Origin of the sequence: Acinetobacter soli (assembly GCF_000760595.1) — a bacterium.
In the GTDB taxonomy this organism is placed as follows: domain Bacteria; phylum Pseudomonadota; class Gammaproteobacteria; order Pseudomonadales; family Moraxellaceae; genus Acinetobacter; species Acinetobacter soli.
On sequence record NZ_BBNM01000013.1, the window covers coordinates 26,013 to 50,235 of the forward strand.

Consider the following 24,223-nt stretch of genomic DNA (forward strand, 5'->3'; position numbering starts at 1 on the left):
TTCTAACAGTTTTTAAACGGATTGATGAAGCATAAACGCAGGAAAATTACTAGGCAGGGTATTTATAAAACGTATAAGATGAGCGCTGGTGTGAATGAGAAACTCGACAATGACACTTGATCAAATCTGGAAACAACAACTCGCATTGGTCAGTTATGGCAATGAATATCTGAATCATGATCTTAGCTTTTCAGGCTGGAAGCAGCACAGCATCTTTACACGGCATGCACTGTATTTTCGAGATCTGATCACACAGCATTTACTGGCTCAGCATTTTCAGGTTTGGCTTGAAGGGCTTAAACAGCAAGGCGTATACCGGATTAGTCTTCATGCCTCGAATCTACTGATCAATGAAAAAAATCCAAATCCAAATGTTGAGTTGCTGTCGAGTCATGTAGTGGTGACGCATAGTAAAACACAAAAAACAGCCTGGATTATGGGTCAGGAACTTGCCGAGTGGTATTTAAGTGATCAAGCTTTTGAGACTCCCCTAAACCAACGTTCCGATACTCGTGAAACAACATTTTGGCGCTACGATTTAAGTGACAAACTCGCAAAAAAAGTTCAAGCCGATCTGGAAACAGCCAACTGGAAAGACATCTCGGCGTTTTTATCTCGTGAGTTATTTGAACAGCGCTTAGCTCAGGGAGTAGATCTTGAGTCGAACGGCAAGCCTTATTATGGTACAGATACTTTAGCCTCGAGCGAAGCAACAGGCCAATATCTCCCACTATTGCCGAGCGAGTATCCCGCCCAACTGGCACATGAGTTACTCCATAAAGTAGAACGCTTAAGCCATTTTATTCAGCAAAAGCGGCAGCATCCTTATCATGCAACAGGTGAGATGCTCAGTCCTGAAGAGCAGATTGCACTACGCCAGTTTGCCGAAAAAATTGAGGATATGCATGCCAAGCTGATTGTATGCGTAGCCAATCACTACCAATCGGCACATCCGCTTCCTGCTGCGCCAGTAGCCTCTCCGCTTGAGCCACAACTGGCACATACGCCAACCGCGCAGATTGCAAACAGTACTCCACAGCATTCACATAAAGTCGGCTCGCCCAGTGTAATTAAACTGGTGCTTTTAACCATTATTATCTGTGCATGTGCCTATTATTTTGGGCTATAAGTCGGCTAAACCTGACTAGGTGCTTAATCGTGCAGAAGCCTTTAAGCACTTTTAAAAGGTGGGTTTAATTTTAAGAATAATTTTATGACCGCCATCATGTTGATTAATCACATGATGTACACCTTCTACCACACCCTCCACTTCTGCATCTGGCCCATAAAAAACCCGGATGCTCTCTCCCAAACGCGGCAATAGTCCCAGTTCAATTTCAATCGCGCCTTGCTCGATTCCCTCAACCAATACTTTCATGCGTACGCTCCTTTTCTTATTACTGTATTCCTATTACTGTATGAAGAAGCATGTAAGCCTGTCTTATTCATCCTGTGGCAATTGTGTACATCTTTAGTCATTTTCAAGACTTAGGACTTAAAGAGGCGTAATTGATCGATATACCTCAAGCACATTTTTAGACATAAAAAAAGACCGCTAAAAAGCGGTCTTTTTTTTTGAATCTCTAGCTTATGCAGCCAAAGCGCCTTTCGCTTTTTCAGCTAAAGCAGCAAATGCTACTGCATCATGCATAGCGATGTCAGCTAATACGCGACGGTCGATGATCACTTGAGCTTTTTTCAAGCCATCGATCATACGGCTGTAAGACAAACCGTTTTGACGAGCACCCGCGTTGATACGCGCAATCCATAAAGCACGGAATTGACGTTTCTTCTGACGACGGTCACGGTAAGCGTATTGACCAGCTTTGATTACCGCTTGGAACGCTACGCGGTAAACGCGTGAACGAGCACCATAGTAACCTTTAGCGCGAGCAAGAATTTTTTTGTGACGACGATGAGCCACTACACCACGTTTTACACGAGCCATTTATAATCTCCTTAGATGTATGGGCACATACGACGAACTGAATTCATGTCAGAAACATGAACCATTACACAGCCGCGTAATTGACGAATACGTTTCGCAGATTTTTTGGTCAAGATGTGGCGCTTGAACGCTTGTTTACGCTTGAAACCGTTTGCAGTCGCTTTGAAGCGTTTAGCTGCACCACGGCGAGTTTTTAACTTAGCCATAGTAACCTCTTTTAGGCACCTGTTCGGCGCGTTTGCACCATTGCAAACCGACCTGCAGGTAAGGAAGGCGAAATCATACCGTATCTTTGTTTAAAACAAAAGCAGTTTTACTGATTCTGTTCCCGCTTTATCGTGAAATGACTGCAAGATTCTTCATCATTAAAAAATCAATATAAATGGCTATTTTTTAAGAATTCAAACTTATACTGAGTAAAAATTATCAATATACGATATTTATGAACGCTCAACAGGATGCTTTTGCCGCATTACGCTATCGTGATTTCTCTATTGTGACCATCAACCAGTTTTGCTTAACGCTGGCCATTTTAATTCAAGAAATTATCGTTGCGTACTCGTTATATACCATTACCAAAGATCCACTGACTCTGGGCCTGATCGGACTGGCAGAAGCGATTCCATTTATAGGGCTTTCGCTTTGGGGTGGCTATTTTGCCGATAAGTTCAATAAACAGCGCATTATGAAAATTTGTCTGTTTTTCTCCTTTCCTTTGCCTCTGGTACTTTTGGGGTTATTTCATGCTTATACGCTCGGACACTTATCCACCCACAGCTTAGCTTTAGGAATTTATGCCGTAATTTTTGCACTCGGTACGATACGCGGCTTTTATAACCCGTCGGCCACATCACTTAAACCCTTTCTCATCCCGCGTGAACTCTATGCCAACGGTGCCACATGGACCACGATTGGCTGGCAAAGTGGTGTGATTATTGGTCCGATGCTGGGCGGTTTTATGCTGGCATATTTAGGTCGAGAAACCAGTCTTATTAGTGTGGCCATATTGCTATTTGTCTGCTTTGTTCTAATTTCTTTACTCAAAAAGCGTGTTTTTCCTGCCATTGAACATGATCAGTTATGGAGTAGTTTAAGTGAAGGATTTCGCTTTATCTGGAAAACTAAAATTGTACTTTGGGCGATTTCATTGGATCTGGCTTCAGTTTTATTTGGTGGCGTGATTGCCTTACTGCCTATTTTTGCTGAAGATATTTTAAAAGTTGGTCCAGCAGGACTCGGCTATTTACGGGCAGCACCGTCCATTGGCGCGCTGATCACCATGATTGCGCTAACACGTTTTCCACCCACCCAGCATGCTTGGCGCAATATGCTTTTGGCAGTGGCAGGCTTTGGTGGTTTTACCCTTGTGTTTGCATTTTCAACCCACATGTGGCTTTCGCTCTTCGCACTGGCCATGACCGGTGCATGCGACAGTATTTCCGTGGTGGTTCGTCAAACGATTTTGCAGATTTTTCCACCTGAAAATATGCGTGGACGCGTTGCAGCAGTCAACGGTATGTTTGTTTCTAGCAGTAACGAACTGGGTGCATTTGAATCGGGGCTGGCAGCAAAATATATGGGAACCATCGCAGCAACGGTATTTGGTGGCTGTATGACTCTCGTGGTGGTGGCACTGAGCTGGGCCAAGACCAAAGATCTGTTTAAAGTCGATATCACTAAAAGTTCAGAACATTAGACATTTTCTTGTTGCGAGTATTCTTTAAACAGGGAATACTTTCGCAATATTTTAATTTTAATTTCCTATAAAGAACGACGTATGAAAGCCTTTGTTTATTTGTCTTTACTCCTTTGCGTGCCCTTTGCGCATAGCCATGCACAGTCACCTGCAGCCAATGTGCAACTGAGCGCTCAAAAAAGTGCTGCACTGCCTGCACATTTAACCACGCGCCTACAATGGGCCAGAACGCCTCAACTTGAATATTCAGATGCCGATTTAAATCAACAAGATCGTGCTGCAATTGTGAGGGTTGTTGCCGATGAAACCGGGCAAATCACGCAAGCGACGATTCAGGAAAGTACTGGACTTTCCAAACTGGACAATATGCTGATCAATGCCACCAAAGCGGCTTTGATTCAACCGTTTCAGGTCGATGACACAGCCGTTCCAACCATTGGATATCAGGCCTTTACCCTAAAAATCGCGCATGCGCTGAAATCTAACGATTGTGTCTATCGTTTTGATTCTGAACACTGGCGTAAGCAACAGCAAGATAAAAAGGTACCCTTTCGCTATATCGAACAACCATCATTACAAGTTGATCGTGATGAGCTCAAAGGCAAAGACCGTTACGTTCGGTTGAGCTTTAAGGTTGATAAGGCCGGAAACGTCACACGCGTTAAAATCAAGAAAGGTTCGGGTATTTACGCGCTGGATGAAAAAGTGATGCAAGCCGTAATGGGGGCCAAAGTTGAGGTCAGTAAAACCCTATGGCTTTATAAAAAATCGACGCTGAGCGATAAAATCAATTTTTCTTTGGATGCCTGTCAGTAATTGTGTCACGTGACTTAAGCATCACATCACGCCAAGGTAGAGCAAATAAATACACAAATAACGCCCCGCCTTGGCGATGGTGACCATCAACAAAAAACGATAAAAGTTTTCTTTTAACACACCCGCAATAAGGGTAATCGGATCACCAATAATCGGTACCCAGCTTAAAAGCAACGAATAAAACCCATAACGATGATAAATCGCCTGTGCCTTTTGCATATGTTGCTGCGAAACCGGAAACCATTTTTTATGTTTGAACTGCTCAATCTTGATACCGAGCCACCAATTAACGCATGAGCCAAGTACATTGCCAACCGTCGCCACCAGAAGAAGTACAACGGCGGGTTGTTGCTTCAATGCTAAAAATGAAAAGAGTATCGCTTCAGACTGTAAGGGCAACAAGGTTGCTGCACCAAAGGCTGAAATAAATAACGCCAGATACTGCATCATGCTGTATTGAGTAAGATGAATAAATCGATGGACTACTATGTCAGATTAATAAAAAATGTCCATCATTATGGACATTTGATCAACACGCACGGTACATGATTTGGCAACGCCAATTTAAACAATACTCAACGATAAGGCTTTTTGTACAGCCGGTCGAGCGGTTAAACGCTCAATATAATCCTGCACATACGGATAGTCGTGCAGATCAATCGACTGCCATTCATGACGCAGTGCCCAAGGCAGAATCGCCATGTCTGCAATTGAATACTCACCTGCCACAAACTTCTGACCAATCAACTGGGTATTGAGCACCTTGTATAAACGCTTACTTTCTGTGACATAGCGATCAATCGCATACGGAATTTTTTCTGGTGCAAAACGGCCAAAATGGTGGTTTTGTCCAAGCATCGGGCCAAATCCACCCATTTGCCACATCAACCATTGTTCAACTTCTACGCGCGCCTGCTCATCGGTCGGATAAAACATGCCGGTTTTTCTGCCTAAATATTGCAAGATAGCACCCGACTCAAAAATTGAAATCGGTTGGCCATGTGGGCCGTTTTGATCAACGATTGCAGGAATTTTGTTATTTGGTGAGATGCGTAAAAAATCAGGCTGAAACTGATCGTTGTCTAGGATATTGATGGGATAAATCTTGTATTCCAATCCCATTTCTTCAAGCGCGATGGTGATTTTGTGTCCATTGGGTGTACCCCAATAATATAGGTCGATCATGAAATACCTTCTTATCCTATTTTTCTATCTATGATTGTTTGTGTACGTTTATAACATGATTTTCATGTTCTAGAAGCAGCACCAAACAGGTTTTATTCTAACAGTCACTTTGCTTAACAACCTTAAAGAAAATCACAAGATGAGAATTTTAAAAATTATCCTTGAAAAAATGATAAGTGAACTTATATCTAAAAAGGCAATGATCATCTGATATTGCACATGAATTGTGGATGCACAGTCATCACAATGCATATTTCTTATTTATAGACTTTGCTGAACCATCAGGAGGTTTTATCAATGAGTACTGTAAGTCTAAGTCCGTTATTTCGTCGTAGCATCGGTTTTGATCGTTTAAATGATTTATTTGATTATGCGATGCAATCTGAAGCACCTAACTATCCGCCGTATAACATCGAAAAACTCGGTGATAACCAATATAAAATTGTGGTTGCAACCGCAGGCTTCGATCAAAATGAGCTCAGCATTCATCTCGAAAATCAGGTGCTGACCATTTCGGGTAAACCAGATGAAGAGCAGCAAAATGCAGCGGTAGAATATTTACATAAAGGCATCGCACGTCGTTCATTTAAATTGTCGTTACGTTTAGATGAACATATTGAAGTGCAGCAGGCCGATTATGCAAATGGTCTACTCAAGATTGAGTTGCAACGCATAATTCCTGAAGAGAAATTGCCGCGCCATATTCCGATCGGTTCATCAAAGACCGTGAGCAAAATTGAAAACCGCGACGAATAAATTCAGTCATAAAAAAACGCAGCGATTAGGCTGCGTTTTTTATTTGGATATAACTTACTTTTTCTTTTTCGGTCCAAGTAACATACCCATTTGACGACCTTCCATTTTTGGTGCTTGTTCAACAACACCATAATCTGTCACGTCTGCTTCAATTTTTTGCAACTGAGCAAGACCCAACTGTTGATGTGCCATTTCACGACCACGGAAACGCAATGTGATTTTAACTTTGTTACCTTCTTCAAGGAACTTTAAAATCGCACGAAGTTTGACCTGATAATCACCTACATCCGTTGCTGGACGTAGTTTGATTTCTTTCACTTGCACCTGATGCTGTTTTTTCTTCGCATCTTTTTGCTTTTGCTTTAGGTCAAACAAGTGCTTGTTGTAATCCATGATTTTACAAACAGGTGGTTCTGCATTCGCCACGATCTCGACCAAATCGAGTTCGACTTCTTCTGCAGCACGCAACGCTTCATTTAATGAAACGATTCCTTTTTGTTCCCCATCTGCACCAACGAGACGCACTTCTTTAGAACGAATCTCGTCATTAATCGCAGGACGGTTACTCTTTGCACCTTGTTGTTGGTTACGGTCAGGCTGTTTAATCTCTCTTACTCCACAATGTACCGGCCACGTTCGGCAACGGCAGATTTCACCAAGTCGACGAATGCATCGATTGACATGGTACCTAAATTTTTTCCTGAGCGAGTACGAACATTAACAGTACCTTCCTCAACCTCGCGGTCACCTAATACTAAAAGGTACGGAATACGCTCAAGTGTACGCTCACGAATCTTAAAGCCGATTTTCTCATTTCTCAAGTCAGAAATCGCTCTAAGACCATTTTCTTTGAGTTTTGCCACTACAGATTCACAGGCTTGAGCTTGAGAATCGGTAATATTCATTACACATGCTTGTACAGGCGCCAACCAAGGTGGCATAAACCCAGCATAGTGTTCAATAAGTATACCAATAAAACGCTCGAAACTGCCAAGTATTGCACGATGCAACATCACAGGCTGGTCACGTTCATTGTCTTCTGTCACAAAAGAGGCATCTAGACGGATTGGCAAGTTGAAGTCACATTGAATAGTACCGCACTGCCAGACACGGCCCAAGCAGTCTTTCAATGAAAATTCGATTTTCGGACCGTAGAATGCACCTTCACCTGGCTGTAATTCCCACTCAAGACCCGCAGCATCCAAGGCATCTGCCAAAGATTTTTCTGCAAGATCCCAAAGTGCATCATCACCCACACGTTTTTCAGGGCGCGTAGACAATTTCATTTGTACATCTTCAAAACCGAAGTCTTTATAGACATCAAGCGTCAATTGAATAAAGTCTGCCACTTCCTTGCCAATCTGTTCTTTGGTACAGAAGATATGCCCATCGTCTTGCGTAAAGCCACGTACACGCATAATGCCGTGCAATGAACCTGACGGCTCGTTACGGTGACACGAACCAAACTCAGCCAAACGCACAGGAAGGTCACGGTACGATTTCAAACCTTGATTGAACACTTGTACGTGACACGGACAGTTCATTGGCTTAACGGCATAGTTACGGCTTTCTGAATGTGTGGTAAACATGTTTTCTGCATAATTGGCAGCATGTCCCGACTTTTCCCAAAGCGTAAAGTCGACAATTTGCGGCGTACGGACTTCTTGGTAGCCGTTGTCTTGCTGAACTTTACGCATGTATTGTTCAAGCGCTTGATAAATCGTCCAGCCATTGGCGTGCCAAAACACCATACCCGGTGCTTCTTCTTGCATATGAAACAGATTCAGTGCCTTACCGATTTTACGGTGGTCACGTTTTTCAGCTTCTTCAATACGTTTTACATATGCAGCCAGCTCTTTTTTGTCTGCCCATGCTGTACCGTAAATACGCTGCAACTGTTCATTTTTCGCATCACCGCGCCAGTATGCACCCGAAATCTTGGTCAGTTTAAAGTTTTTCAAGAATTTGGTGTTGGGCACATGTGGTCCACGGCACATGTCCACATATTCCTGATGGAAATATAAACCCATCGCCGTTTCATCAGGCATATCATCGATCAAACGCAGCTTGTAGGTTTCACCACGCGCTGAGAATTCTTTGATGACCTCTTCACGAGGCGTCATTTTCTTAATGACATCATAGTCTTGATCGATCAGCTGCTTCATGCGTGCTTCAATTGCAGCCATGTCGTCTAGCGTAAAAGGTTTTGGACTAAAGATGTCGTAGTAAAACCCTTCTTCGATGACCGGACCAATCACCATCTGTACATCAGGGAACAATTGCTTAACCGCATGGCCAACCAAATGTGCACAAGAATGGCGAATGATTTCGACACCTTCTGGGTCTTTTGGAGTAATAATTTGTAATGTCGCATCTTCAGTGATGAGATCACATGCATCGACCAGGCGATCGTTCACTCGACCTGCAACGGTGTTTTTTGCAAGGCCAGGCCCTATACTTTGGGCGACTTGCATAACAGATACAGGCTGATCAAATGATTTTTGATCACCATTTGGCAATGTGATAATTGGCATAAAAAAATCCTTAAGGAGTGATGCCCCGCACAATGGAGCATATCACCGCGAGATTATGATCGAGGAAAGCCTCAAAAGATAAAAACGGTGGATGGGTTAAATTAAATCGAACCGGAATTTTACACCTCTTCGACCACACTGCAAACCTATTCATCAATAAAAGAGCAATTTGATTCAAAATCATAAATTTTATGGGGCTGCAAACCGTATATTCAAGATGTCGTGCTGATTTGTAACGCATGTACTATAGACAGCACTGGTTTTTTGGCGCTAAAAAATAATTAGAAAAGATGAGTATAAAGCGCCCATTGATTGAGACAAAGTATGCGGCCTAAGACTAAAGCATAAATGAATTGAAGCCTTCAAGCGCCTATCTTTTCAAGCAGATTAGAACAATTAGATGGAGTAGAGACATGGTGAGTGCTTATGATGAGTTTCCACGCACGCCCGCGAATTTTGTTGCATTATCACCATTACGATTTTTAGAACGCGCAGCCTATATTTATGCCGAGCAGGCTGCAATCGTTCACGGTTCACGCGTAATTACATGGAAAGAAACCTATCAGCGTTGCCGACAATTTGCAGCCCAGCTTAAACAACTCGGAATTCAAAAAAACGATACCGTGTCGGTATTGTTACCCAATGTGCCTGCCATGATTGAAGCACATTTTGCAGTGCCCATGAGTGGCGCGGTACTCAATACCATTAATACCCGACTCGACGCCAAAACTGTGGCTTTTATGCTTGAACATGCTGAAAGCAAGGTCTTATTGGTCGATCAGGAATTTGCTGGACTGGCCAAAGCTGCACTTTCGCTGGTAAAACAGAATATTTTTGTGATTGATGTCGACGACGCAGAATATGAAAACTGTTTTAGCCCGCCGATTGGTGAAATTGAATACGAAGATTGGCTCTGTGAGGGAGATCCCGAATTTGAATGGACACTTCCCGACGACGAATGGGATGCCATCAGTTTAAATTACACATCAGGCACGACGGGTAATCCCAAGGGAGTGGTATATCACCACCGCGGTGCTTACCTGAATGCGGCCAGCAATATGATGGCTTGCGGTATGACACCTCGCGCCAAATATCTCTGGACTCTGCCTTTGTTTCATTGCAATGGCTGGTGTTTTGCTTGGACGATCGCTGCCAATGGCGGTACTAACTACTGCTTGCGTAAAGTTGATCCAGCTTTGGTCTTTCAACTGATCGAAAAGCATAAGATCGAGTATTTTTGTGGTGCGCCAATTGTACTTTCGATGTTGATTAATGCCCCTAAAAATCAGCAGATTGCCTTTGAACATCGTGTTGAGGTACTCGTTGCAGGCGCTGCACCGCCTGCCGCGATTATCGAAGGCATGCGCAAGCTAGGCGTAAATGTCACGCATGTATATGGATTGACTGAAACCTACGGCCCATCTGGGCTATGTGCCGCACAGGCTGGCTGGAATGACCTGAGCCTAGAAGAACAGGCCAAATTACATGCACGTCAGGGTGTGCCCTATCCGCTTCAAGACAGTATGCGCGTTTTAGACCCCGAGACCCTAAAGCCCGTACCTGCAGATGGTGAAACACTTGGTGAGATCATGTTTCGCGGCAATATCGTAATGAAAGGCTACCTGAAAAACACTGAAGCCACTCAGGCGGCATTTGCAGGAGGCTGGTTTCATTCTGGCGATCTGGCCGTTTGTCAGCCCGATGGTTATGCCAAAATTACTGATCGAGCTAAAGATGTGATCATTTCAGGAGGAGAAAACATTTCCTCTTTAGAAATTGAAGAGGTGCTATACCGTCATCCTGCCGTGTTGACCGCAGCAGTCGTGGCCAAACCCGATCCGCAATGGCAAGAGGTTCCCTGCGCATTTATCGAGTTAAAACAGCATGCAGAGGCTACACCTGAAGAAATCATAGAGCATTGCAAAAAAGAACTGGCACGCTTTAAAGTACCCAAAGATGTAGTGATTGCCGAAATTCCGAAAACATCGACGGGAAAACTACAGAAATTTATTTTACGTGAATGGGCCAAAGAGCGTGCAGTAGGCGAATTTGGTTAATTTTCATTGAAGTTAAAAAGCCCGCTCATACAAATTGAACGGGCTTTTTTGACAAGAATTTTTTAAACGAATTGTATCAGCACAAACTATGGCTGATATTTTGTCAGAACACTGTTAGTTATCTGATAGCAAAGCCACTTGCTGTACATAATTGAAAAACTTCAGCTTCGAAGCAGCCAGTTCCTCTTCACCCGCACCTTGTGTAATATCGCGCTGGATACGCAATACATGCTGACGCAAGGTGTGACGTTCTGATGCATTGTGCAATTTGCTGAACTCGTTGACAGCTGGGTCACCCTGCTCGATCATCCGATCAACCCAACGTTGCAACTGTGCTTGTTTCTTTGCACCTTGTTGAGGCGTCAGATACGATAAAATCACCGTTTCATCTTCATTACGGAGTAATTTGCCAATGCGCTGATACTGTCGGCGTTTTGCTTCGAATGAGCTAATGGTTTGAACATCTAGCAAGGCATCAATCAAACGTTCATCTACTGGGAGTTTTTGAATCTGTTTTGCCGAAAGCTGAGCCAGTTGCTCACCCAATGCTGCCATACGCTGTACAGCTTTTTTTTGCTCAGTTTTGCTCGCACGTCCTTCTAAAGAATCGAAATCATCTTCATTAAAACGCTGGGTACGACGTGCCACGATTAATCTGCCTCATAAAATTTTGCAGCGAATAGTGCCTGAATTTCTTCCTGTGCTTTTTCTTCATCCGCACCTTCAATCACTAAACGCAAAGTGGTTCCCTTACCGGCTCCGAGCATCAGTAAGGACATAATGTTTTTTGCATCGACCAGTTTATCGCCTTTACCAATCTGGATAGACGAGCGGAACTTGGTGGTGACTTCAATCAGCTTTCCAGATGCGCGTGCATGCAAGCCAAGTTTGTTAATGACATCTAGCGTGGTATCAATCATGACCAGTGCTTCATTTCTCTGTGTAAGACCTGAATAGACCATTTTGCCTCAAGCGCTTTTTTTAGTCTATCTACAATATAAACTGAACGATGCTGACCACCCGTACAGCCGATCGAGATCGTCATATAATGACGATGCCCTTCTGCAAACACAGGCAACCATTTGTCCAGAAAGTGAAATACGTCATCAAACATTTCATTGGTTTGATCACTGGCTTCCAAAAACTGACGAACGGGTTCATCTAAACCCGAAAAACGACGTAATTCTAAATCCCAATGCGGATTTGGTAAATGCCGTACGTCAAAAACATAGTCTGCATCGAGTGGAATACCATGTTTGTAACCAAAAGACTGCAAGATCAGAATCAGTTTGTCGGACTGGCCCAATTTAGACAACAGCGTATGTTTCAGATCATGCACGCTTTTGTCGGTGGTATCGATGTGCACAGTCGAGCGAAACTGAATCGGAAGCAGCAGTTGTTTTTCTTCCTGAATACATTCCGTCAGGCTTTTAAAGCGATTGGCTAACGGATGCGGACGACGCGACGCGCTAAATCTGGCAATCAGTTCCTGATCTTGTGTCGTTAAATAAATCACATCGACCGTTCCATGCTTTTGCAATTGCTCAAACACCAGGTCAAATTCCTGCATATCTGCGCGCGTGCTTCGCACATCTACCCCAAGAGCCAGTTGCTCCAGATTATTTTCATGATCCAGCTTGGCGACAATTTCTGGCAACAATGCCAAAGGCAAATTATCTATACAGTAGTAACCCAAGTCTTCAAGTACCTGTAGTGCCGAGGATTTTCCGGAACCTGATTGACCTGTGACGATAAGAATACGTTTCATGGCATGGTTGTCCTGTCGAAATTATGCCTTAAACTTGACCTGCAAATTGTCGATAAGTCGCGTATTGCCCAGCTTGGCTGCAATAAACAGCACCAGATCTCGATCAAAATTTGAGACAGGCTGCAAATTTGGCTGTCGCGCTTCTACATAATCGACCTTAAAACCGGCATTGCTCAATGTCGCTTTGATGGTGGCCAATACCGACTCTAGCGTCTCACCTGCATGCAATTGTACTTCTGCATGTTTTAAGGCTTGATAGATGGTCGGTGCGGTTTGACGATCGGCCTCAGACAAATATCCGTTACGCGAGCTGAGCGCCAACCCATCTGCTGCACGTGCAATTGGCACGCCAATAATATCAATCGGCAGATTTAAGTCTTGAACCAATTGACGAATCACTGCGAGCTGTTGATAGTCTTTTTGACCAAAAAACGCCACATTGGGCTGCACAATATTAAACAGCTTGGTGACCACGACAGCCACACCATCAAAATGTCCAGGACGCGACTTACCACATAAATCATCAGTGATCTCGGCCACCGAAATATTGGTTAAACGTGGCTGCTTGCCATACATTTGCTCAACCGTAGGTGCAAACAAGATATCGCAGCCCACATCGGCCAGCAGATGACTGTCTTGCTCTAATGTCCGCGGATAGTTTTCAAAATCCTCACCTTCACCAAACTGGATCGGATTGACAAAAATACTGACCACCACAATGTCACACAGTTTTTTTGCTTCGCGAACAAGGTTCAAATGTCCTTGATGCAAATTCCCCATGGTTGGTACAAAACCAATAATCTTTCTTGAGCTACGTGCAGGATGAAGTGAAGCTGTTAATCCCTGAATCGTGGTTTCGGTTTTCATAAATTACAGCTCTACCTGAAAAGTATGTTCGGGTGCAGGAAAACTCTGGTCTTGAACTGCAGCGTGATAAGCTTTCATGGCATCCACAATTGCCGTCTCGCCGGATTGTTCTTTCATAAAATTACGGACAAAACGTGCCAGTTTACCAAAGGTAAGTCCAAGCATATCTTGCACCACCAGCACCTGACCATCGGTCTGATTGCCTGCACCAATGCCAATCACGGGCACTTCAGGAAAGAGTTGTGCAATTTCTTCGCCTAGCTGTGCTGGCACGCATTCGAGCAATAAGATCGCAGCACCCGCATCAACCACAGCCTGACAGTCTGCAATCAGACGATCTGCGGCATCGCGTGTTTTCGCTTGCAGCTTATAGCCACCAAAAACATGGACCGATTGTGGTGTAAGGCCTAAGTGTACACATACAGGAATACCGTTTTGTGTCAAAACACGAACCGATTCACTCAGCCATGCTCCGCCTTCAATCTTGATCATTTGGGCGCCTGCCTGCATGACCTGTTTGGCACTTTTCAGGGCATCTTGTAAGGTGGCATAACTCATAAATGGCAAGTCTGTCATGATAAAGGCATGCTGATTACCACGACGAACTGCCGCAGTGTGATAGGCCATATCTTCGACTGTAACAGGTAGTGTCGAGTCATGCCCCTGAATGGCCATACCCAAAGAGTCACCAATCAAAATCGAATCGACTTGAGCGATTTCCATGGCTTTGGCCATGCTTGCATCGTAGCAAGTCAGGCACGAAAACTTACGCCCCTGCGATTTAAATTTTTTTAAGTCACTTAGACTAATCATTACGATGTCCTCTATCGACGTTTCCACATAGAAACGCGCTTATTCAGCCCAGTCACTCGCTGCCAAAACTGTCAGCGACGGTGCCTGTGCCAGCTTTAACTCATTTAAATGTTGACCTTTTACGACAAGGTTCTTATTCAGATCCAATAAGGGCACCACCACAAAATCGCGCTCCAAAAGCCCGACGTGTGGGACCGTAAGCCGCTCATGCTGAATCTCTTGATCAGCATACAACAGCAAATCCAGATCTAAGGTGCGCTCACCCCAGCGGCGCAAACGCACACGTCCTGCATCCTGTTCAAACTGCTGTAAATGATCGAGTAGTTCAAGTGGACTAAGTGTTGTTTCAAGCTGTGCCACTGCATTTAAATAGTGCGGTTGATCTTGCGGCCCCATGGGTGGGCTTTCATACAACCGTGAAACTCGAACCTGTCCAAGCTGTTTCAGCTGCTCTACAGCACTGCGCAGAATCTCACGTGACTCACCCAGATTACTGCCCATCCCAATATATGTGGTGTAACTCATTGTGTTGGCCCGAAAACCACGTGCTGTAGATCACGCTGAACGCGCTTGCGCTTAAGAATAGGATGATCGGCAGATACCCCACTCTCAGTTGCACGCGACTGCGTAGCCCCCTGATGACGTGGCTCACGTGATTCAGGCTTGCTTTGTGCACGTCGGTCACGACGATTACGTGGTTCAGGCACATCAACCAATGGCTCGATGTCTAAACTTTCACGTGTATCGACTGGATCAAGCTGTTGCTTACGGCGCGATTTAGCACGCTGACGATTGTACTTCGCGATCATGGCTTCTTTGCCATCTGCATTAAGCAACTGGTACTGATCCCACCACTCGCCCATACCTTCGGTGGTTGAATCGCCTGATTTTTCGCGCAGTAGTAGAAAGTCAAAGCCTGCTCGAAAACGTGCATGCCCGGCTAAAGCTTCAATTTGCTGTGGTTTTGGATTGAGCAGTCGGGTTTGCATCTCCCACACTTCGCGAATAAAGGTTTCGGCAAAACGTGGAATCACAGTACGGGTCGCTTGGCGTTTTAACACATCCAGACCAGCCTGCGCTCGCGCTTCGGCAGGCACTACACCTTTTTGCAAATAAAACTCGCAGCGATCTGAAAATGAACGCCACAACAGTACAGCATAGAAAAACGCTGGATTAATGGTTTTTCCAATCTGGATACGCTGATCGGTATTACGCGCAGCACGCTCAATGAACGGGGTGATATCGGGTTTAACATCGGCAAACAATTGACGCCAGATATCAAACTCAATCAGCATCGGCAACACGCGTGCCAGATGCCCCATAGTAAAGAGCTTTTGTGATTCATCATAAAGTCGATGTGGTGATACATCGCGCAGCAATTGAGTCATCTCGACATCAAAAATTTTGAGAATCTCTGGGTCGATCGTAAAGTCGAGTTTTGCAGCAAAGCGCAATGTTCGGAGCATGCGCACCGGATCTTCTTCAAAACGCTGTGTAGGATCACCTAGCAGACGCAATGTTTTACTTTTGATATCGGCAACAGCATCACAAAAATCCAGCACAATCCCTTTACGTGGCTGATAGTACAGCGTATTGATAGAGAAATCGCGTCGGGCAAAGTCTTGCTCGATGGTTCCCCAGTTGTTATCACGTAAAATCATGCCCGAAGCACTGGTCACCGCTTTTTTAGGTGGTGCTCGAAAGGTCGCAACCTCAATCAGCTCACGCCCAGAATAGACATGTGCCAACTCAAAACGACGACCAATAATACGGCATCGACGCCCAAAAACCTCTTTGACCTGTGAAGGTGTTGCATTGGTTACAGCATCGAAATCCTTTGGATTAAGCCCGAGCATTAAATCTCGAACTCCCCCACCCACAATGTATGCTTCATAGCCTGCTTTGGTGAGACTATCGATCACATCTAAAATTGAAGCAGGTAACTGTGTGGTTGATAGCCCACATTTTGACGCGCGCAAAGTTTGCAAAAGACGCTGTCTCCTACGTCAGGACGTTAATAATAAGATGTTGCTAATCATATCTCTAACCTGAGTAAAGGGCAATTTGATTCTCTCACTGCTTTAACAGGTTCATCTTGATTGCTCAACACAGTTTAAATGGCCAAGCGATGACGATTTTTTTCAATGAATTTAGGCCCAATGCCTTTCACTTTCTGTAAATCATCTACTGAGTTAAAGCGTCCGTATTGCTGGCGATACTCTACAATTGAGAGTGCCTTTTTCTCTCCTACCCCATGTAACTGCTGCAAGTCTTTGGCTGTCGCAGTATTGATATTCACTTTAGGGCCTGTGTTTGCCTGTAAGGAAGGTTTGGCTAAATAATGATTGGAGTGAGATGACTGTAGTCGTGCGTCGTGTGCCTGTTGCTGGCTTTTCCACGCTTGGTATTGCTGGTCAAACGCCTGAGCATACAAACTTGAACTGAATAGTAAACTGGTCAGTAGCGCGCACAAGGCGCCATAAAAAATTCGAATCATCATGTATGAACCGTTTTTAAATATTCTTTGGCCTGATTCCACAACTGATCCATCTCTTGGAGCGTCATGTCTTCAAGCACTTTATCTTGATGCTGTGCTTGCGCTTCTATATAAGCAAAGCGCTGTCTAAATTTGTGAATCGTGGCCAGCAATGCAGCTTCACTGGAGAGGCCTAGTTTACGTCCAACATTCACCAAAGAAAATAAACAATCACCAAATTCTTCAAAAATGTGATCGGGTGACTGCTCCTGCATGGCCTGCTCAAACTCATTCAGTTCTTCTTTGAGTTTTTCAAACGCATCTTGAGGCGTTTCAAAATCAAATCCAAGCTGGGCGGCCGTTTTTTGAATCGCCTGTGATTGATTGAGTGCAGGCCCTGGTTTGGTCTCATCTAGTCTGGATCGTGGTTTTCCTTGCTTTTCTTTGTGTTTGATCTGCTGCCATAAATGGCTCACCTCTTCAGGCGTAAGCGCATTGAATGATGCCGCATCAAACACATGCGGATGGCGACGAATCAGTTTTTCTGTCAGGGTTTGCACCACATCGTAAAAATCAAATGCGCCTTGCTCTTGATACATCTGTGACTGAAACACGACCTGTAAAAGCAAATCTCCCAGTTCCTCACGAATCTCTTTGATATCTCCACTCTGCACGGCAGCTTCAACTTCATATGCTTCTTCAATGGCATAGCGAGTGAGGCGCTGAGGGGTTTGCTCACGATCCCACGGACAATTTTCACGTAAGGTACGCATAATCTGTAGTAATTGATCCATGTTTCGTTCCTTTAAAAACTTGTAAGGCAGCGCCAGCAGGCACGAGATTATCACCCTTGCCATGATGCCAAAACTCGGCGTAAGATCACAATCGATTCATCTTAAAATAATGAGTGCAATGATGAACAAAACTGTTTTTATTACAGGTGCAGGGCAAGGGATTGGCGCCGAAATTGCTCGGATTTTTTATCAACACGGCTATTATGTCGGATTGTTTGATGTGCAAGTTGAACAGGTCAAGGCTTTACAGCGTGAGCTTGGTGAGCGCGCGTTTGCAGGATATCTGGACGTTTGTGATTACTCAGCTTGGCAAGTTGCACTGGCAAATTTTGAAACTTGGGCTGGAGCACTGAATATTCTGGTCAACAATGCAGGTGTTTTGTATTCGGGGCCATTTGAAGATACCCCGATCGCCCATCATCAGCGTACACATCAAATCAATGTCGGCGGTGTGCTCAATGGCTGTCATGCTGCATTGCCCTATCTTCAAAAAGCACACCATGCGCGTGTGATTAATCTCTCTTCCGCCTCGGCAATTTATGGGCAGGCTGATCTGGCATCGTATTCAGCCAGTAAGTTTGCCGTGCGCGGACTAACCGAAGCACTCGATGTCGAGTGGTCAAAATACAAAATACGCGTACTGGATGTCATGCCGCTTTTTGTTCAAACCGCCATGGTCGAGCAGATGAATGCAGCCAGTATTGAGCACATGGGTGTGCAATTGAGCGCTCAGGATGTTGCATGCGAGGTCTTTCGCTTGGCCCAAGCCACAGATCGCGGTTTATGCCCAACCCATACCCCAGTGGGTTTTAAGGCCAAGATCATGTTTCAGCTATCTAAACTTAGTCCGCAGGTGCTGAATCGCTTGAGCAACCTCTGGCTCTCTCGACGCGACTAAATAAAATAGATATAAAAAAGGCCTGCCAATGCAGCCCTTTTTTATGATTTTGACTTAGTTGCCTTGTATCAGACGGCGTGCGCTAATGATACCCGGTTGCTGCTCCAAACGTGCCAACAAACGTGACAGTTGAGCCAGCCCTTTCACTTCAATCAACAGTTTCATATTGGCAATACCATCAGCCTCTGAAATGGTATTGACCTGACGGATATTGATTTGATCAGAAAAAATCACTTGCGTGAGGTCTTTGAGTAAACCACGACGATCATAAGCATCAATCACAATCTGTACGCTTTGGCCTCGTGTTGGCTGCATTTCCCAATCCGCCTCGACGGCGCGCTCAGGCTCCAGTTTAATCATACGCTGATAATCTGGACAGCCGATCTTGTGAATACTCACACCGCGATTTAAAGTGATATATCCACCTATCGACTCACCATGTACGGGCTGGCAGCACTGGGCAATATGCAGCTCGACGTTATCCAGACCATCGATCAAGATACCATGCGCCGATAAGGTATGGCTGGCACGCGGATTCAAGGTCGGTTTGAGCACCAGCTCAGGTTCGTCTTGATCCAGATGCATCTGACGATTAATCTGATTGATCAGTGCATGTAGGCTGATATCACCACTGACCAAGGCAATCATAATGTCATCGCCGGACTTCACATTAAAGTGCGACGAGTAATCATTCAGATCGATACTTTTTGGATGAATGGCCAGACGAGACAGTTCCTTATTCAGAATGTCCTTGCCAATCTCCAAGTTTTTACTGCGATCTTGCTGACGGAACCAGTGGCGTAATTTGTCTCTGGCACGTGAGGTACGAATATAACCTAAAGAATTCACCAACCAGTCACGGTTCGGCTCACGGTCTTTTTTGGTCAGAATTTCGACCTGTTCACCCGTTTTCAGGGTATAAGTCAGCGGAACATAACGCTGGTTGACACGCGCAGCGTAGCATTTATTCCCAACTTCGGTGTGCACATGGTAGGCAAAATCGAGAACAGTCGAACCGCGTGGCAACTCTCTGATATCGCCATCACGACTAAACACATAAATTTTTTCAAAATCTTCAAAATTCTGGATTTCTTCAAAATTTTCCGTGTCATCATCGTTTTTATGTACCGTCGAATCGTTACGTTCTTGATAATGCTCAAGCACCGAACGCAATGAATGTAAACGATGATTAAATGAGTGATCGGTGTTTTTCGCGCCTTCTTTATAGTTAAAGTGCGAGCACACGCCGAGTTCGGCTTCTTGGTGCATTTCATGGGTTCGAATTTGCACTTCCAGCGATTTGTTTTCTGCAATCACTGCCGTATGCAAAGAGCGATAACCATTGGCTTTCGGATTGGTAATATAGTCATCAAACTGATGCGGAATATGCCGCCAAATTTGATGCACAATGCCAAGCGAGTGATAGCACTCAGGCACATTTTTGACCAATACGCGAAGTGCGCGAATATCATAAAGCTGATCAAAACTGAGGTTCTTGCTCTTCATTTTTCGATAAATCGAATAAATGTGTTTGACCCGACCCGTGATTTCGGCCTCAATGCCGTATTCACCTAATTCACCTTTGAGCTTCGAGATCACAAACTGAATATACTGTTCGCGCTCGAGGCGTTTTTCGTTTAATAACGAAGCAATTTCTTTATAACGCTCTGGTGCCAAGTAGCGAAAGGCCAGATCTTCGAGTTCCCATTTTAACTGGGCAATCCCTAAACGATGGGCCAAAGGTGCGTAAATAGTGAGAATCTCACGAGCAACACGTTCTTGACGCTCACGTGAGGATTTAGCCAGTTCACGTAAGGCAAAGGTTCGTTCTGCCAGCTTAATCAGTACCACACGAATATCTTCTGTCACGGCGATCAGCATTTTATATATGCCAGACAGATGCTCACGTTGATTATTATTAAAATGATCTTCCAGACGTTTGTTCTTTTCAATCATTTCAGAAAGCTTACCCATAGCCAAAGTACCTTTGACCAAGCTATGGACATGCTCTCCGAATTTTTCTTGAACAATATTAAGCGGAATCACGCCCTCACGAACACTTCGATACAGTACAGCAGCGGATAAGGTGTCTTCATCGACATGCAAGTGCGCCAAAATATCGGCCATTCCAATACCCGTAGTAAAGGTATTGGATGGATGATTGACAGTGCTTTCAAGCTCACTCTTTAAGGTGAGTTGAGCGACTTTTTCAAGTTGTTTTAGCTCAGCCCCGTCTAAAATATCCCCCACTCGCTTCACCCAAGCGGCCAAGTCGAGCTGGGTTTTTTCGGCATGTTCTACAGTCGTTTCCTCAGCTAACTCTGAAAGTCGCTCAGGCAACTGCTCACGTACTGTGACCATACCAATCTCCTATGGTGTTATAACTCATTTTTTAATCGTTTATCTCTTGAATTTTCTCAAATAAAGCAATCGACTCAACATGTTCTGTATGTGTAAACATGTCCATGACGCCTACTTTCTTCAACTGGTAACCTTTTTGTACCAGCACACCTGCATCCCTTGCCAGTGTTGCTGGATTACATGATACATAAACGATTCTTTTGGCCTCAAAGTTCGAAATATACTGCATAATTTCCAGTGCACCCGAACGAGGAGGATCAATCAATAATGCATCAAATCCTTGATTCGCCCAAGAATGATGCGAGAAGTCTTTTGTTAAATCTTGTGAAAAAAATTCAACCTGTTGTATCTTATTGAGTGCCGCATTTTCATGGGCACGCTGAACCATTTTGTCACTGCCTTCCACGCCAACCACATGCCCGGTCTGCCCAACACATTGCGCCATAGGCAAAGAAAAATTGCCTAAACCACAAAATAAATCCAGCACCCGTTCACCTTTTTTCAGATCTAGCAAGTTACATGCCAAGGCAATCATTTGGCGATTCACCCCAGCATTCACCTGAGTAAAATCAGACGGCGCGAAGTTAAAATTCAGATTGAATTCGGGTAAGGCATAACTCAAACGCATCGCGGCTTGAGGCTCGTCCAAGCGCTTAAGCTGTTCACTGCGACCCGCATGAACATAAAGTTGCCAATTTTTTTGCTGGCAAAATGCAAGCAATGCTTGGCGGTCTGCTTTACCAAGCGCGCCTAAGTGACGTACCACGAGTGCAATATCCTGATCGCCCATGGCCAGTTCCAGATGTCCAATTTCAGCTTTGGCCGACAAAGATTGGATCAACTGATTCAGATCTGGCAAAGCTGAAGATAAGGCTTGATCGAGCACTGGGCACTGCTGAATCGGGGTTAAACGATTACTGGCATGCTCACGAAACCCCATCACCAACTGATCTTTGGCGGCGATGTAGCGTACGCCTATCCGAGCACGACGGCGATAGTCGTCACGATCTGAACGAATGGGCGCGAGCCATTCTTGTACATCGAGTCCTGCAAAGTGCTGTAAATGCGACTTTAAAACATTTTGTTTGATCTTGATCTGCTCTGAAGCGGTAATATGCTGCATGCTGCAACCACCGCATACGCCATAATGAGGACAAATCGGATCGACGCGAAGCGGTGATTTGCCCTCTAAGATTTCCAGCACTTCACCTTCTTCAAAGCGCTTGGTGGCGTGGGTAATTTTAGCCAAAACGGTTTCGCCCGGAAGTGCATAACGGATAAATGCTTTCTTACCGTGCTTGTCTAGCGGGTGGTCATTAGACTGACCGAAATGTGCAATCCCTCGTCCTTCATGTGAAAATGATTCAACCTGAAACGTATAGCGCGTGACAGATGGAGAACGAGATGGCGCTTGCTTTTTCAAAAGAGACCTTCTTCCTGCTGTTCAGGAAAATCGTGTGAAGTAAAGGTGGTATGTGCCGCAGTGCGTTGCCAAACCGCTAAAAAGTCAGCCTGTTGGGGTTGCTGCTGCAAATATCCAATTGTAGCCTGAATCCAGCCTTGATGTTCTTCACGCTGCAACTGCCCTTTAAGCAATAACCAGCGCAAATAAATCAGCCATGTATTGAGCACATCACCTTCGCAATAACTGCTCAGCTTCAGCCACTCGGCCTGCTGAACATAAGCAGGCACATGATAGCCATTTTCACCGCGCTTGCCGGGTAAGCCCAGCACGCAGGCGACATCATCAAGTTTCTGAAAATTACGACCATTAAACATGGCCATCACATCCATTAAATCCACATGACGATGGTGATAACGGTTCTGATAGTTATTATAGCGCTTTTGTTGGTCTAACTCACCCTGATCAAACAAACTCGGTGCAGAAAGTCCATGATACATGGCGCGAAACAAAATTACCGGCAAGTCAAATTGTGAACCATTCCAGCTCACCAAGGTCGGGTGGCGCTTGTCAAAAATAGACAGAAACTTGGCCAGTAACTCGGCTTCACTCCAGTGTTCTTGACTAAACGAAAACAAGCGCAAGCCTTGTTCATCGATCCATAGACCAGAAATACAGACAATTTCATGTAGTGCTAGACGCTGAAAATCTGTTCCAGATTCTTGACGACGCAATTTAGTTAAGGCCTGCTCTAGATCATCTTGTGGTAAATCCAGATGATACAAATGCGCTCCGGCCTTTAAATCGGTCAAGGTTTCAATGTCGAAAACCAACGTGGGAAAACGCATTTTATTCTCACAAATCGAGTAAAATCAGTCTTTCACCGAAAATAGTCCGGTCGACAGATAACGATCACCACGGTCGCAAATAATGCAGACAATCACGGCATCTGGCTGCTCTTGAGCAATTTTAAGAGATGCCCAAACCGCACCACCCGAAGATGTACCCGCCGAAATTCCTTCTTCACGCGCTAAACGGCGCATGGTTTTTTCTGCTTCGATTTGTGGAATATCAATAATACGATCGACACGTGACGGCTCAAAAATCGTCGGTAAATATTCTTGTGGCCAGCGACGAATACCCGCAATACTTGAGCCCTCAGATGGCTGTAAACCCACAATCTGAATCTCAGGATTTTGTTCTTTTAGATATTTCGACACGCCCATAATGGTGCCTGTGGTTCCCATAGAGCTGACAAAATGCGTGATTTTGCCCCCCGTTTGCGACCAGATTTCTGGGCCGGTGGTCAGATAATGTGCCTGAACATTGTCTGGATTTCCAAACTGGTTCAAGACCACACCCTTGCCCTCTGCCTGCAAACGAAGCGCCATATCTCGTGCGCCTTCCATGCCCTGTTGCTGGGTCACTTCAATCAGCTCAGCGCCATAAGCCAGCATTGCATCTTTGCGCTCTTGGCTCATATTGTTGGGCATGATCAGCTTCATTTTATAGCCACGCATAGCGGCGACCATCGCCAGTGCGATGCCTGTATTGCCACTGGTGGCTTCAATTAAGGTATCGCCCGGTTTGATGTCACCGCGTTTTTCAGCTTGCATAATCATGTTATATGCAGGGCGGTCTTTTACCGAACCAGCCGGGTTATTCCCTTCTAGTTTTGCCAAAATGGTCGCTTGTGTCTGTGCGCCAACACGCTGTAAACGCACCAACGGCGTCTTTCCAACATAATGGTCTAACAAAAACTCATCGGCTAAAAAATCAGGTTCTGCTGTGTTCATGCTTAACACCCAAATCAAGGTGACGCCTATTGTATGAAAAAAACACCTCGGCTGCA

26 protein-coding genes are annotated in these 24,223 nt (G+C 44.8%); 6 read left to right on the forward strand and 20 right to left on the reverse strand.

Annotated elements, in window-relative coordinates; genetic code table 11:
• Positions 1–109 precede the first annotated feature (109 nt).
• Positions 110–1,129: a hypothetical protein gene (locus Aso01_RS13575; RefSeq protein ID WP_004940466.1), complete on the forward strand. Its 1,020-nt coding sequence runs from the start codon at positions 110–112 to the stop codon at positions 1,127–1,129.
• Between the two features lie 51 nt (positions 1,130–1,180).
• On the opposite strand, the gene Aso01_RS13580 is transcribed toward Aso01_RS13575, so the two are convergent.
• From Aso01_RS13580 to rpmI, 3 genes are all read right to left on the reverse strand, one after another.
• On the reverse strand, positions 1,181–1,378 hold the full coding sequence (locus tag Aso01_RS13580; RefSeq protein WP_004940467.1) for a hypothetical protein: 198 nt from the start codon (positions 1,376–1,378) through the stop codon (positions 1,181–1,183).
• A 210-nt stretch (positions 1,379–1,588) separates the two neighbouring features.
• Positions 1,589–1,948 (reverse strand): 50S ribosomal protein L20, encoded by a 360-nt coding sequence (rplT, locus tag Aso01_RS13585; protein WP_000124858.1) that lies wholly within the window; start codon positions 1,946–1,948, stop codon positions 1,589–1,591.
• An 11-nt stretch (positions 1,949–1,959) separates the two neighbouring features.
• Positions 1,960–2,154, reverse strand: coding sequence for a 50S ribosomal protein L35 (gene rpmI, locus Aso01_RS13590; protein ID WP_002054552.1), 195 nt, complete (start codon positions 2,152–2,154; stop codon positions 1,960–1,962).
• Between the two features lie 236 nt (positions 2,155–2,390).
• Between rpmI and Aso01_RS13595 the strand changes: the two genes are divergently transcribed.
• Both Aso01_RS13595 and Aso01_RS13600 read left to right on the forward strand, forming a co-directional pair.
• Positions 2,391–3,644: an MFS transporter gene (locus tag Aso01_RS13595; RefSeq protein ID WP_004940469.1), complete on the forward strand. Its 1,254-nt coding sequence runs from the start codon at positions 2,391–2,393 to the stop codon at positions 3,642–3,644.
• Between the two features lie 81 nt (positions 3,645–3,725).
• Positions 3,726–4,460: an energy transducer TonB gene (locus Aso01_RS13600; RefSeq protein ID WP_004940472.1), complete on the forward strand. Its 735-nt coding sequence runs from the start codon at positions 3,726–3,728 to the stop codon at positions 4,458–4,460.
• Positions 4,461–4,481: 21 nt separating this feature from the next.
• Here Aso01_RS13600 and Aso01_RS13605 read toward each other — a convergent pair whose 3' ends face one another.
• Entirely contained in the window at positions 4,482–4,907 is a 426-nt protein-coding gene (locus Aso01_RS13605; RefSeq protein WP_004940474.1) for a YqaA family protein, read from the reverse strand.
• A 117-nt stretch (positions 4,908–5,024) separates the two neighbouring features.
• The gene (locus Aso01_RS13610) at positions 5,025–5,645 is read right to left on the reverse strand and encodes a glutathione S-transferase N-terminal domain-containing protein (RefSeq protein ID WP_004940476.1); all 621 of its coding nucleotides are present in this window, start codon (positions 5,643–5,645) and stop codon (positions 5,025–5,027) included.
• Positions 5,646–5,942: 297 nt separating this feature from the next.
• Between Aso01_RS13610 and Aso01_RS13615 the strand changes: the two genes are divergently transcribed.
• Positions 5,943–6,401, forward strand: a complete 459-nt coding sequence (locus Aso01_RS13615; protein WP_004940478.1) for an Hsp20 family protein — start codon at positions 5,943–5,945, stop codon at positions 6,399–6,401.
• A 54-nt stretch (positions 6,402–6,455) separates the two neighbouring features.
• Here Aso01_RS13615 and infC read toward each other — a convergent pair whose 3' ends face one another.
• Complete coding sequence (gene infC, locus Aso01_RS13620; RefSeq protein WP_076033019.1) at positions 6,456–7,007, reverse strand: translation initiation factor IF-3; 552 nt, start codon at positions 7,005–7,007, stop codon at positions 6,456–6,458.
• A gap of 5 nt (positions 7,008–7,012) precedes the next feature.
• Positions 7,013–8,935: a threonine--tRNA ligase gene (thrS, locus tag Aso01_RS13625; protein ID WP_004940482.1), complete on the reverse strand. Its 1,923-nt coding sequence runs from the start codon at positions 8,933–8,935 to the stop codon at positions 7,013–7,015.
• Between the two features lie 413 nt (positions 8,936–9,348).
• On the opposite strand from thrS, the gene Aso01_RS13630 reads away from it, so the two are divergent.
• Positions 9,349–10,992 carry an acyl-CoA synthetase gene (locus Aso01_RS13630; RefSeq protein WP_004940485.1) on the forward strand — a complete coding sequence of 548 codons (1,644 nt, stop codon included), beginning with the start codon at positions 9,349–9,351 and terminating at the stop codon, positions 10,990–10,992.
• Positions 10,993–11,106: 114 nt separating this feature from the next.
• Here the strand turns inward: Aso01_RS13630 and yjgA are convergent, their stop codons facing one another.
• The 9 genes from yjgA to mazG all read right to left on the reverse strand — a co-directional run bounded on the left by yjgA (position 11,107) and on the right by mazG (position 17,710).
• Positions 11,107–11,640: a ribosome biogenesis factor YjgA gene (gene yjgA, locus Aso01_RS13635; protein ID WP_004940489.1), complete on the reverse strand. Its 534-nt coding sequence runs from the start codon at positions 11,638–11,640 to the stop codon at positions 11,107–11,109.
• A 2-nt stretch (positions 11,641–11,642) separates the two neighbouring features.
• Positions 11,643–11,912, reverse strand: coding sequence for an HPr family phosphocarrier protein (locus Aso01_RS13640; RefSeq protein WP_025096094.1), 270 nt, complete (start codon positions 11,910–11,912; stop codon positions 11,643–11,645).
• Positions 11,909–12,760, reverse strand: coding sequence for an RNase adapter RapZ (rapZ, locus tag Aso01_RS13645; protein ID WP_004940495.1), 852 nt, complete (start codon positions 12,758–12,760; stop codon positions 11,909–11,911). The genes Aso01_RS13640 and rapZ overlap by 4 nt, the downstream gene beginning before the upstream one ends.
• A 21-nt stretch (positions 12,761–12,781) precedes the next feature.
• Positions 12,782–13,627: a pantoate--beta-alanine ligase gene (panC, locus tag Aso01_RS13650; RefSeq protein WP_004940498.1), complete on the reverse strand. Its 846-nt coding sequence runs from the start codon at positions 13,625–13,627 to the stop codon at positions 12,782–12,784.
• A gap of 3 nt (positions 13,628–13,630) precedes the next feature.
• Complete coding sequence (panB, locus tag Aso01_RS13655) at positions 13,631–14,440, reverse strand: 3-methyl-2-oxobutanoate hydroxymethyltransferase (protein WP_004940501.1); 810 nt, start codon at positions 14,438–14,440, stop codon at positions 13,631–13,633.
• A gap of 39 nt (positions 14,441–14,479) precedes the next feature.
• On the reverse strand, positions 14,480–14,965 hold the full coding sequence (gene folK, locus Aso01_RS13660) for a 2-amino-4-hydroxy-6-hydroxymethyldihydropteridine diphosphokinase (RefSeq protein WP_004940504.1): 486 nt from the start codon (positions 14,963–14,965) through the stop codon (positions 14,480–14,482).
• On the reverse strand, positions 14,962–16,428 hold the full coding sequence (pcnB, locus tag Aso01_RS13665) for a polynucleotide adenylyltransferase PcnB (RefSeq protein WP_004940506.1): 1,467 nt from the start codon (positions 16,426–16,428) through the stop codon (positions 14,962–14,964). Before pcnB ends, folK begins: the two co-directional genes overlap by 4 nt.
• Positions 16,429–16,553: 125 nt before the next feature.
• Positions 16,554–16,940, reverse strand: coding sequence for a ComEA family DNA-binding protein (locus Aso01_RS13670; protein ID WP_004940510.1), 387 nt, complete (start codon positions 16,938–16,940; stop codon positions 16,554–16,556).
• Positions 16,937–17,710, reverse strand: coding sequence for a nucleoside triphosphate pyrophosphohydrolase (mazG, locus tag Aso01_RS13675; protein ID WP_004940512.1), 774 nt, complete (start codon positions 17,708–17,710; stop codon positions 16,937–16,939). Before mazG ends, Aso01_RS13670 begins: the two co-directional genes overlap by 4 nt.
• Before the next feature lie 121 nt (positions 17,711–17,831).
• Between mazG and Aso01_RS13680 the strand changes: the two genes are divergently transcribed.
• Positions 17,832–18,608 (forward strand): SDR family oxidoreductase, encoded by a 777-nt coding sequence (locus tag Aso01_RS13680; protein WP_004940515.1) that lies wholly within the window; start codon positions 17,832–17,834, stop codon positions 18,606–18,608.
• Positions 18,609–18,662: 54 nt separating this feature from the next.
• Here Aso01_RS13680 and Aso01_RS13685 read toward each other — a convergent pair whose 3' ends face one another.
• The 4 genes from Aso01_RS13685 to cysM are packed head-to-tail and all read right to left on the reverse strand — an operon-like array spanning position 18,663 to position 24,167.
• The gene (locus Aso01_RS13685) at positions 18,663–20,969 is read right to left on the reverse strand and encodes a RelA/SpoT family protein (RefSeq protein WP_004940517.1); all 2,307 of its coding nucleotides are present in this window, start codon (positions 20,967–20,969) and stop codon (positions 18,663–18,665) included.
• Positions 20,970–21,000: 31 nt separating this feature from the next.
• Positions 21,001–22,392 carry a 23S rRNA (uracil(1939)-C(5))-methyltransferase RlmD gene (gene rlmD / locus Aso01_RS13690; protein ID WP_004940521.1) on the reverse strand — a complete coding sequence of 464 codons (1,392 nt, stop codon included), beginning with the start codon at positions 22,390–22,392 and terminating at the stop codon, positions 21,001–21,003.
• On the reverse strand, positions 22,389–23,219 hold the full coding sequence (locus Aso01_RS13695; protein WP_004940527.1) for a 3'-5' exonuclease: 831 nt from the start codon (positions 23,217–23,219) through the stop codon (positions 22,389–22,391). The genes rlmD and Aso01_RS13695 overlap by 4 nt, the downstream gene beginning before the upstream one ends.
• A 24-nt stretch (positions 23,220–23,243) precedes the next feature.
• A complete protein-coding gene (gene cysM, locus Aso01_RS13700) occupies positions 23,244–24,167 on the reverse strand; it encodes a cysteine synthase CysM (protein ID WP_025096089.1) in 924 nt (307 codons plus the stop codon).
• Positions 24,168–24,223: the final 56 nt, after the last annotated feature.

What these genes read in the sequence shown, in the direction of transcription:
- Aso01_RS13575 (WP_004940466.1), top strand. Translation starts at nt 110, where the DNA reads ATGACACTTGATCAAATCTGGAAACAACAACTCGCATTGGTCAGTTAT.
- Aso01_RS13580 (WP_004940467.1), bottom strand. Translation starts at nt 1,378, where the DNA reads ATGAAAGTATTGGTTGAGGGAATCGAGCAAGGCGCGATTGAAATTGAA.
- rplT (WP_000124858.1), bottom strand. Translation starts at nt 1,948, where the DNA reads ATGGCTCGTGTAAAACGTGGTGTAGTGGCTCATCGTCGTCACAAAAAA.
- rpmI (WP_002054552.1), bottom strand. Translation starts at nt 2,154, where the DNA reads ATGGCTAAGTTAAAAACTCGCCGTGGTGCAGCTAAACGCTTCAAAGCG.
- Aso01_RS13595 (WP_004940469.1), top strand. Translation starts at nt 2,391, where the DNA reads ATGAACGCTCAACAGGATGCTTTTGCCGCATTACGCTATCGTGATTTC.
- Aso01_RS13600 (WP_004940472.1), top strand. Translation starts at nt 3,726, where the DNA reads ATGAAAGCCTTTGTTTATTTGTCTTTACTCCTTTGCGTGCCCTTTGCG.
- Aso01_RS13605 (WP_004940474.1), bottom strand. Translation starts at nt 4,907, where the DNA reads ATGCAGTATCTGGCGTTATTTATTTCAGCCTTTGGTGCAGCAACCTTG.
- Aso01_RS13610 (WP_004940476.1), bottom strand. Translation starts at nt 5,645, where the DNA reads ATGATCGACCTATATTATTGGGGTACACCCAATGGACACAAAATCACC.
- Aso01_RS13615 (WP_004940478.1), top strand. Translation starts at nt 5,943, where the DNA reads ATGAGTACTGTAAGTCTAAGTCCGTTATTTCGTCGTAGCATCGGTTTT.
- thrS (WP_004940482.1), bottom strand. Translation starts at nt 8,935, where the DNA reads ATGCCAATTATCACATTGCCAAATGGTGATCAAAAATCATTTGATCAG.
- Aso01_RS13630 (WP_004940485.1), top strand. Translation starts at nt 9,349, where the DNA reads ATGGTGAGTGCTTATGATGAGTTTCCACGCACGCCCGCGAATTTTGTT.
- Aso01_RS13640 (WP_025096094.1), bottom strand. Translation starts at nt 11,912, where the DNA reads ATGATTGATACCACGCTAGATGTCATTAACAAACTTGGCTTGCATGCA.
- rapZ (WP_004940495.1), bottom strand. Translation starts at nt 12,760, where the DNA reads ATGAAACGTATTCTTATCGTCACAGGTCAATCAGGTTCCGGAAAATCC.
- panC (WP_004940498.1), bottom strand. Translation starts at nt 13,627, where the DNA reads ATGAAAACCGAAACCACGATTCAGGGATTAACAGCTTCACTTCATCCT.
- panB (WP_004940501.1), bottom strand. Translation starts at nt 14,440, where the DNA reads ATGATTAGTCTAAGTGACTTAAAAAAATTTAAATCGCAGGGGCGTAAG.
- folK (WP_004940504.1), bottom strand. Translation starts at nt 14,965, where the DNA reads ATGAGTTACACCACATATATTGGGATGGGCAGTAATCTGGGTGAGTCA.
- Aso01_RS13670 (WP_004940510.1), bottom strand. Translation starts at nt 16,940, where the DNA reads ATGATGATTCGAATTTTTTATGGCGCCTTGTGCGCGCTACTGACCAGT.
- mazG (WP_004940512.1), bottom strand. Translation starts at nt 17,710, where the DNA reads ATGGATCAATTACTACAGATTATGCGTACCTTACGTGAAAATTGTCCG.
- Aso01_RS13680 (WP_004940515.1), top strand. Translation starts at nt 17,832, where the DNA reads ATGAACAAAACTGTTTTTATTACAGGTGCAGGGCAAGGGATTGGCGCC.
- Aso01_RS13685 (WP_004940517.1), bottom strand. Translation starts at nt 20,969, where the DNA reads ATGGTCACAGTACGTGAGCAGTTGCCTGAGCGACTTTCAGAGTTAGCT.
- Aso01_RS13695 (WP_004940527.1), bottom strand. Translation starts at nt 23,219, where the DNA reads ATGCGTTTTCCCACGTTGGTTTTCGACATTGAAACCTTGACCGATTTA.
- cysM (WP_025096089.1), bottom strand. Translation starts at nt 24,167, where the DNA reads ATGAACACAGCAGAACCTGATTTTTTAGCCGATGAGTTTTTGTTAGAC.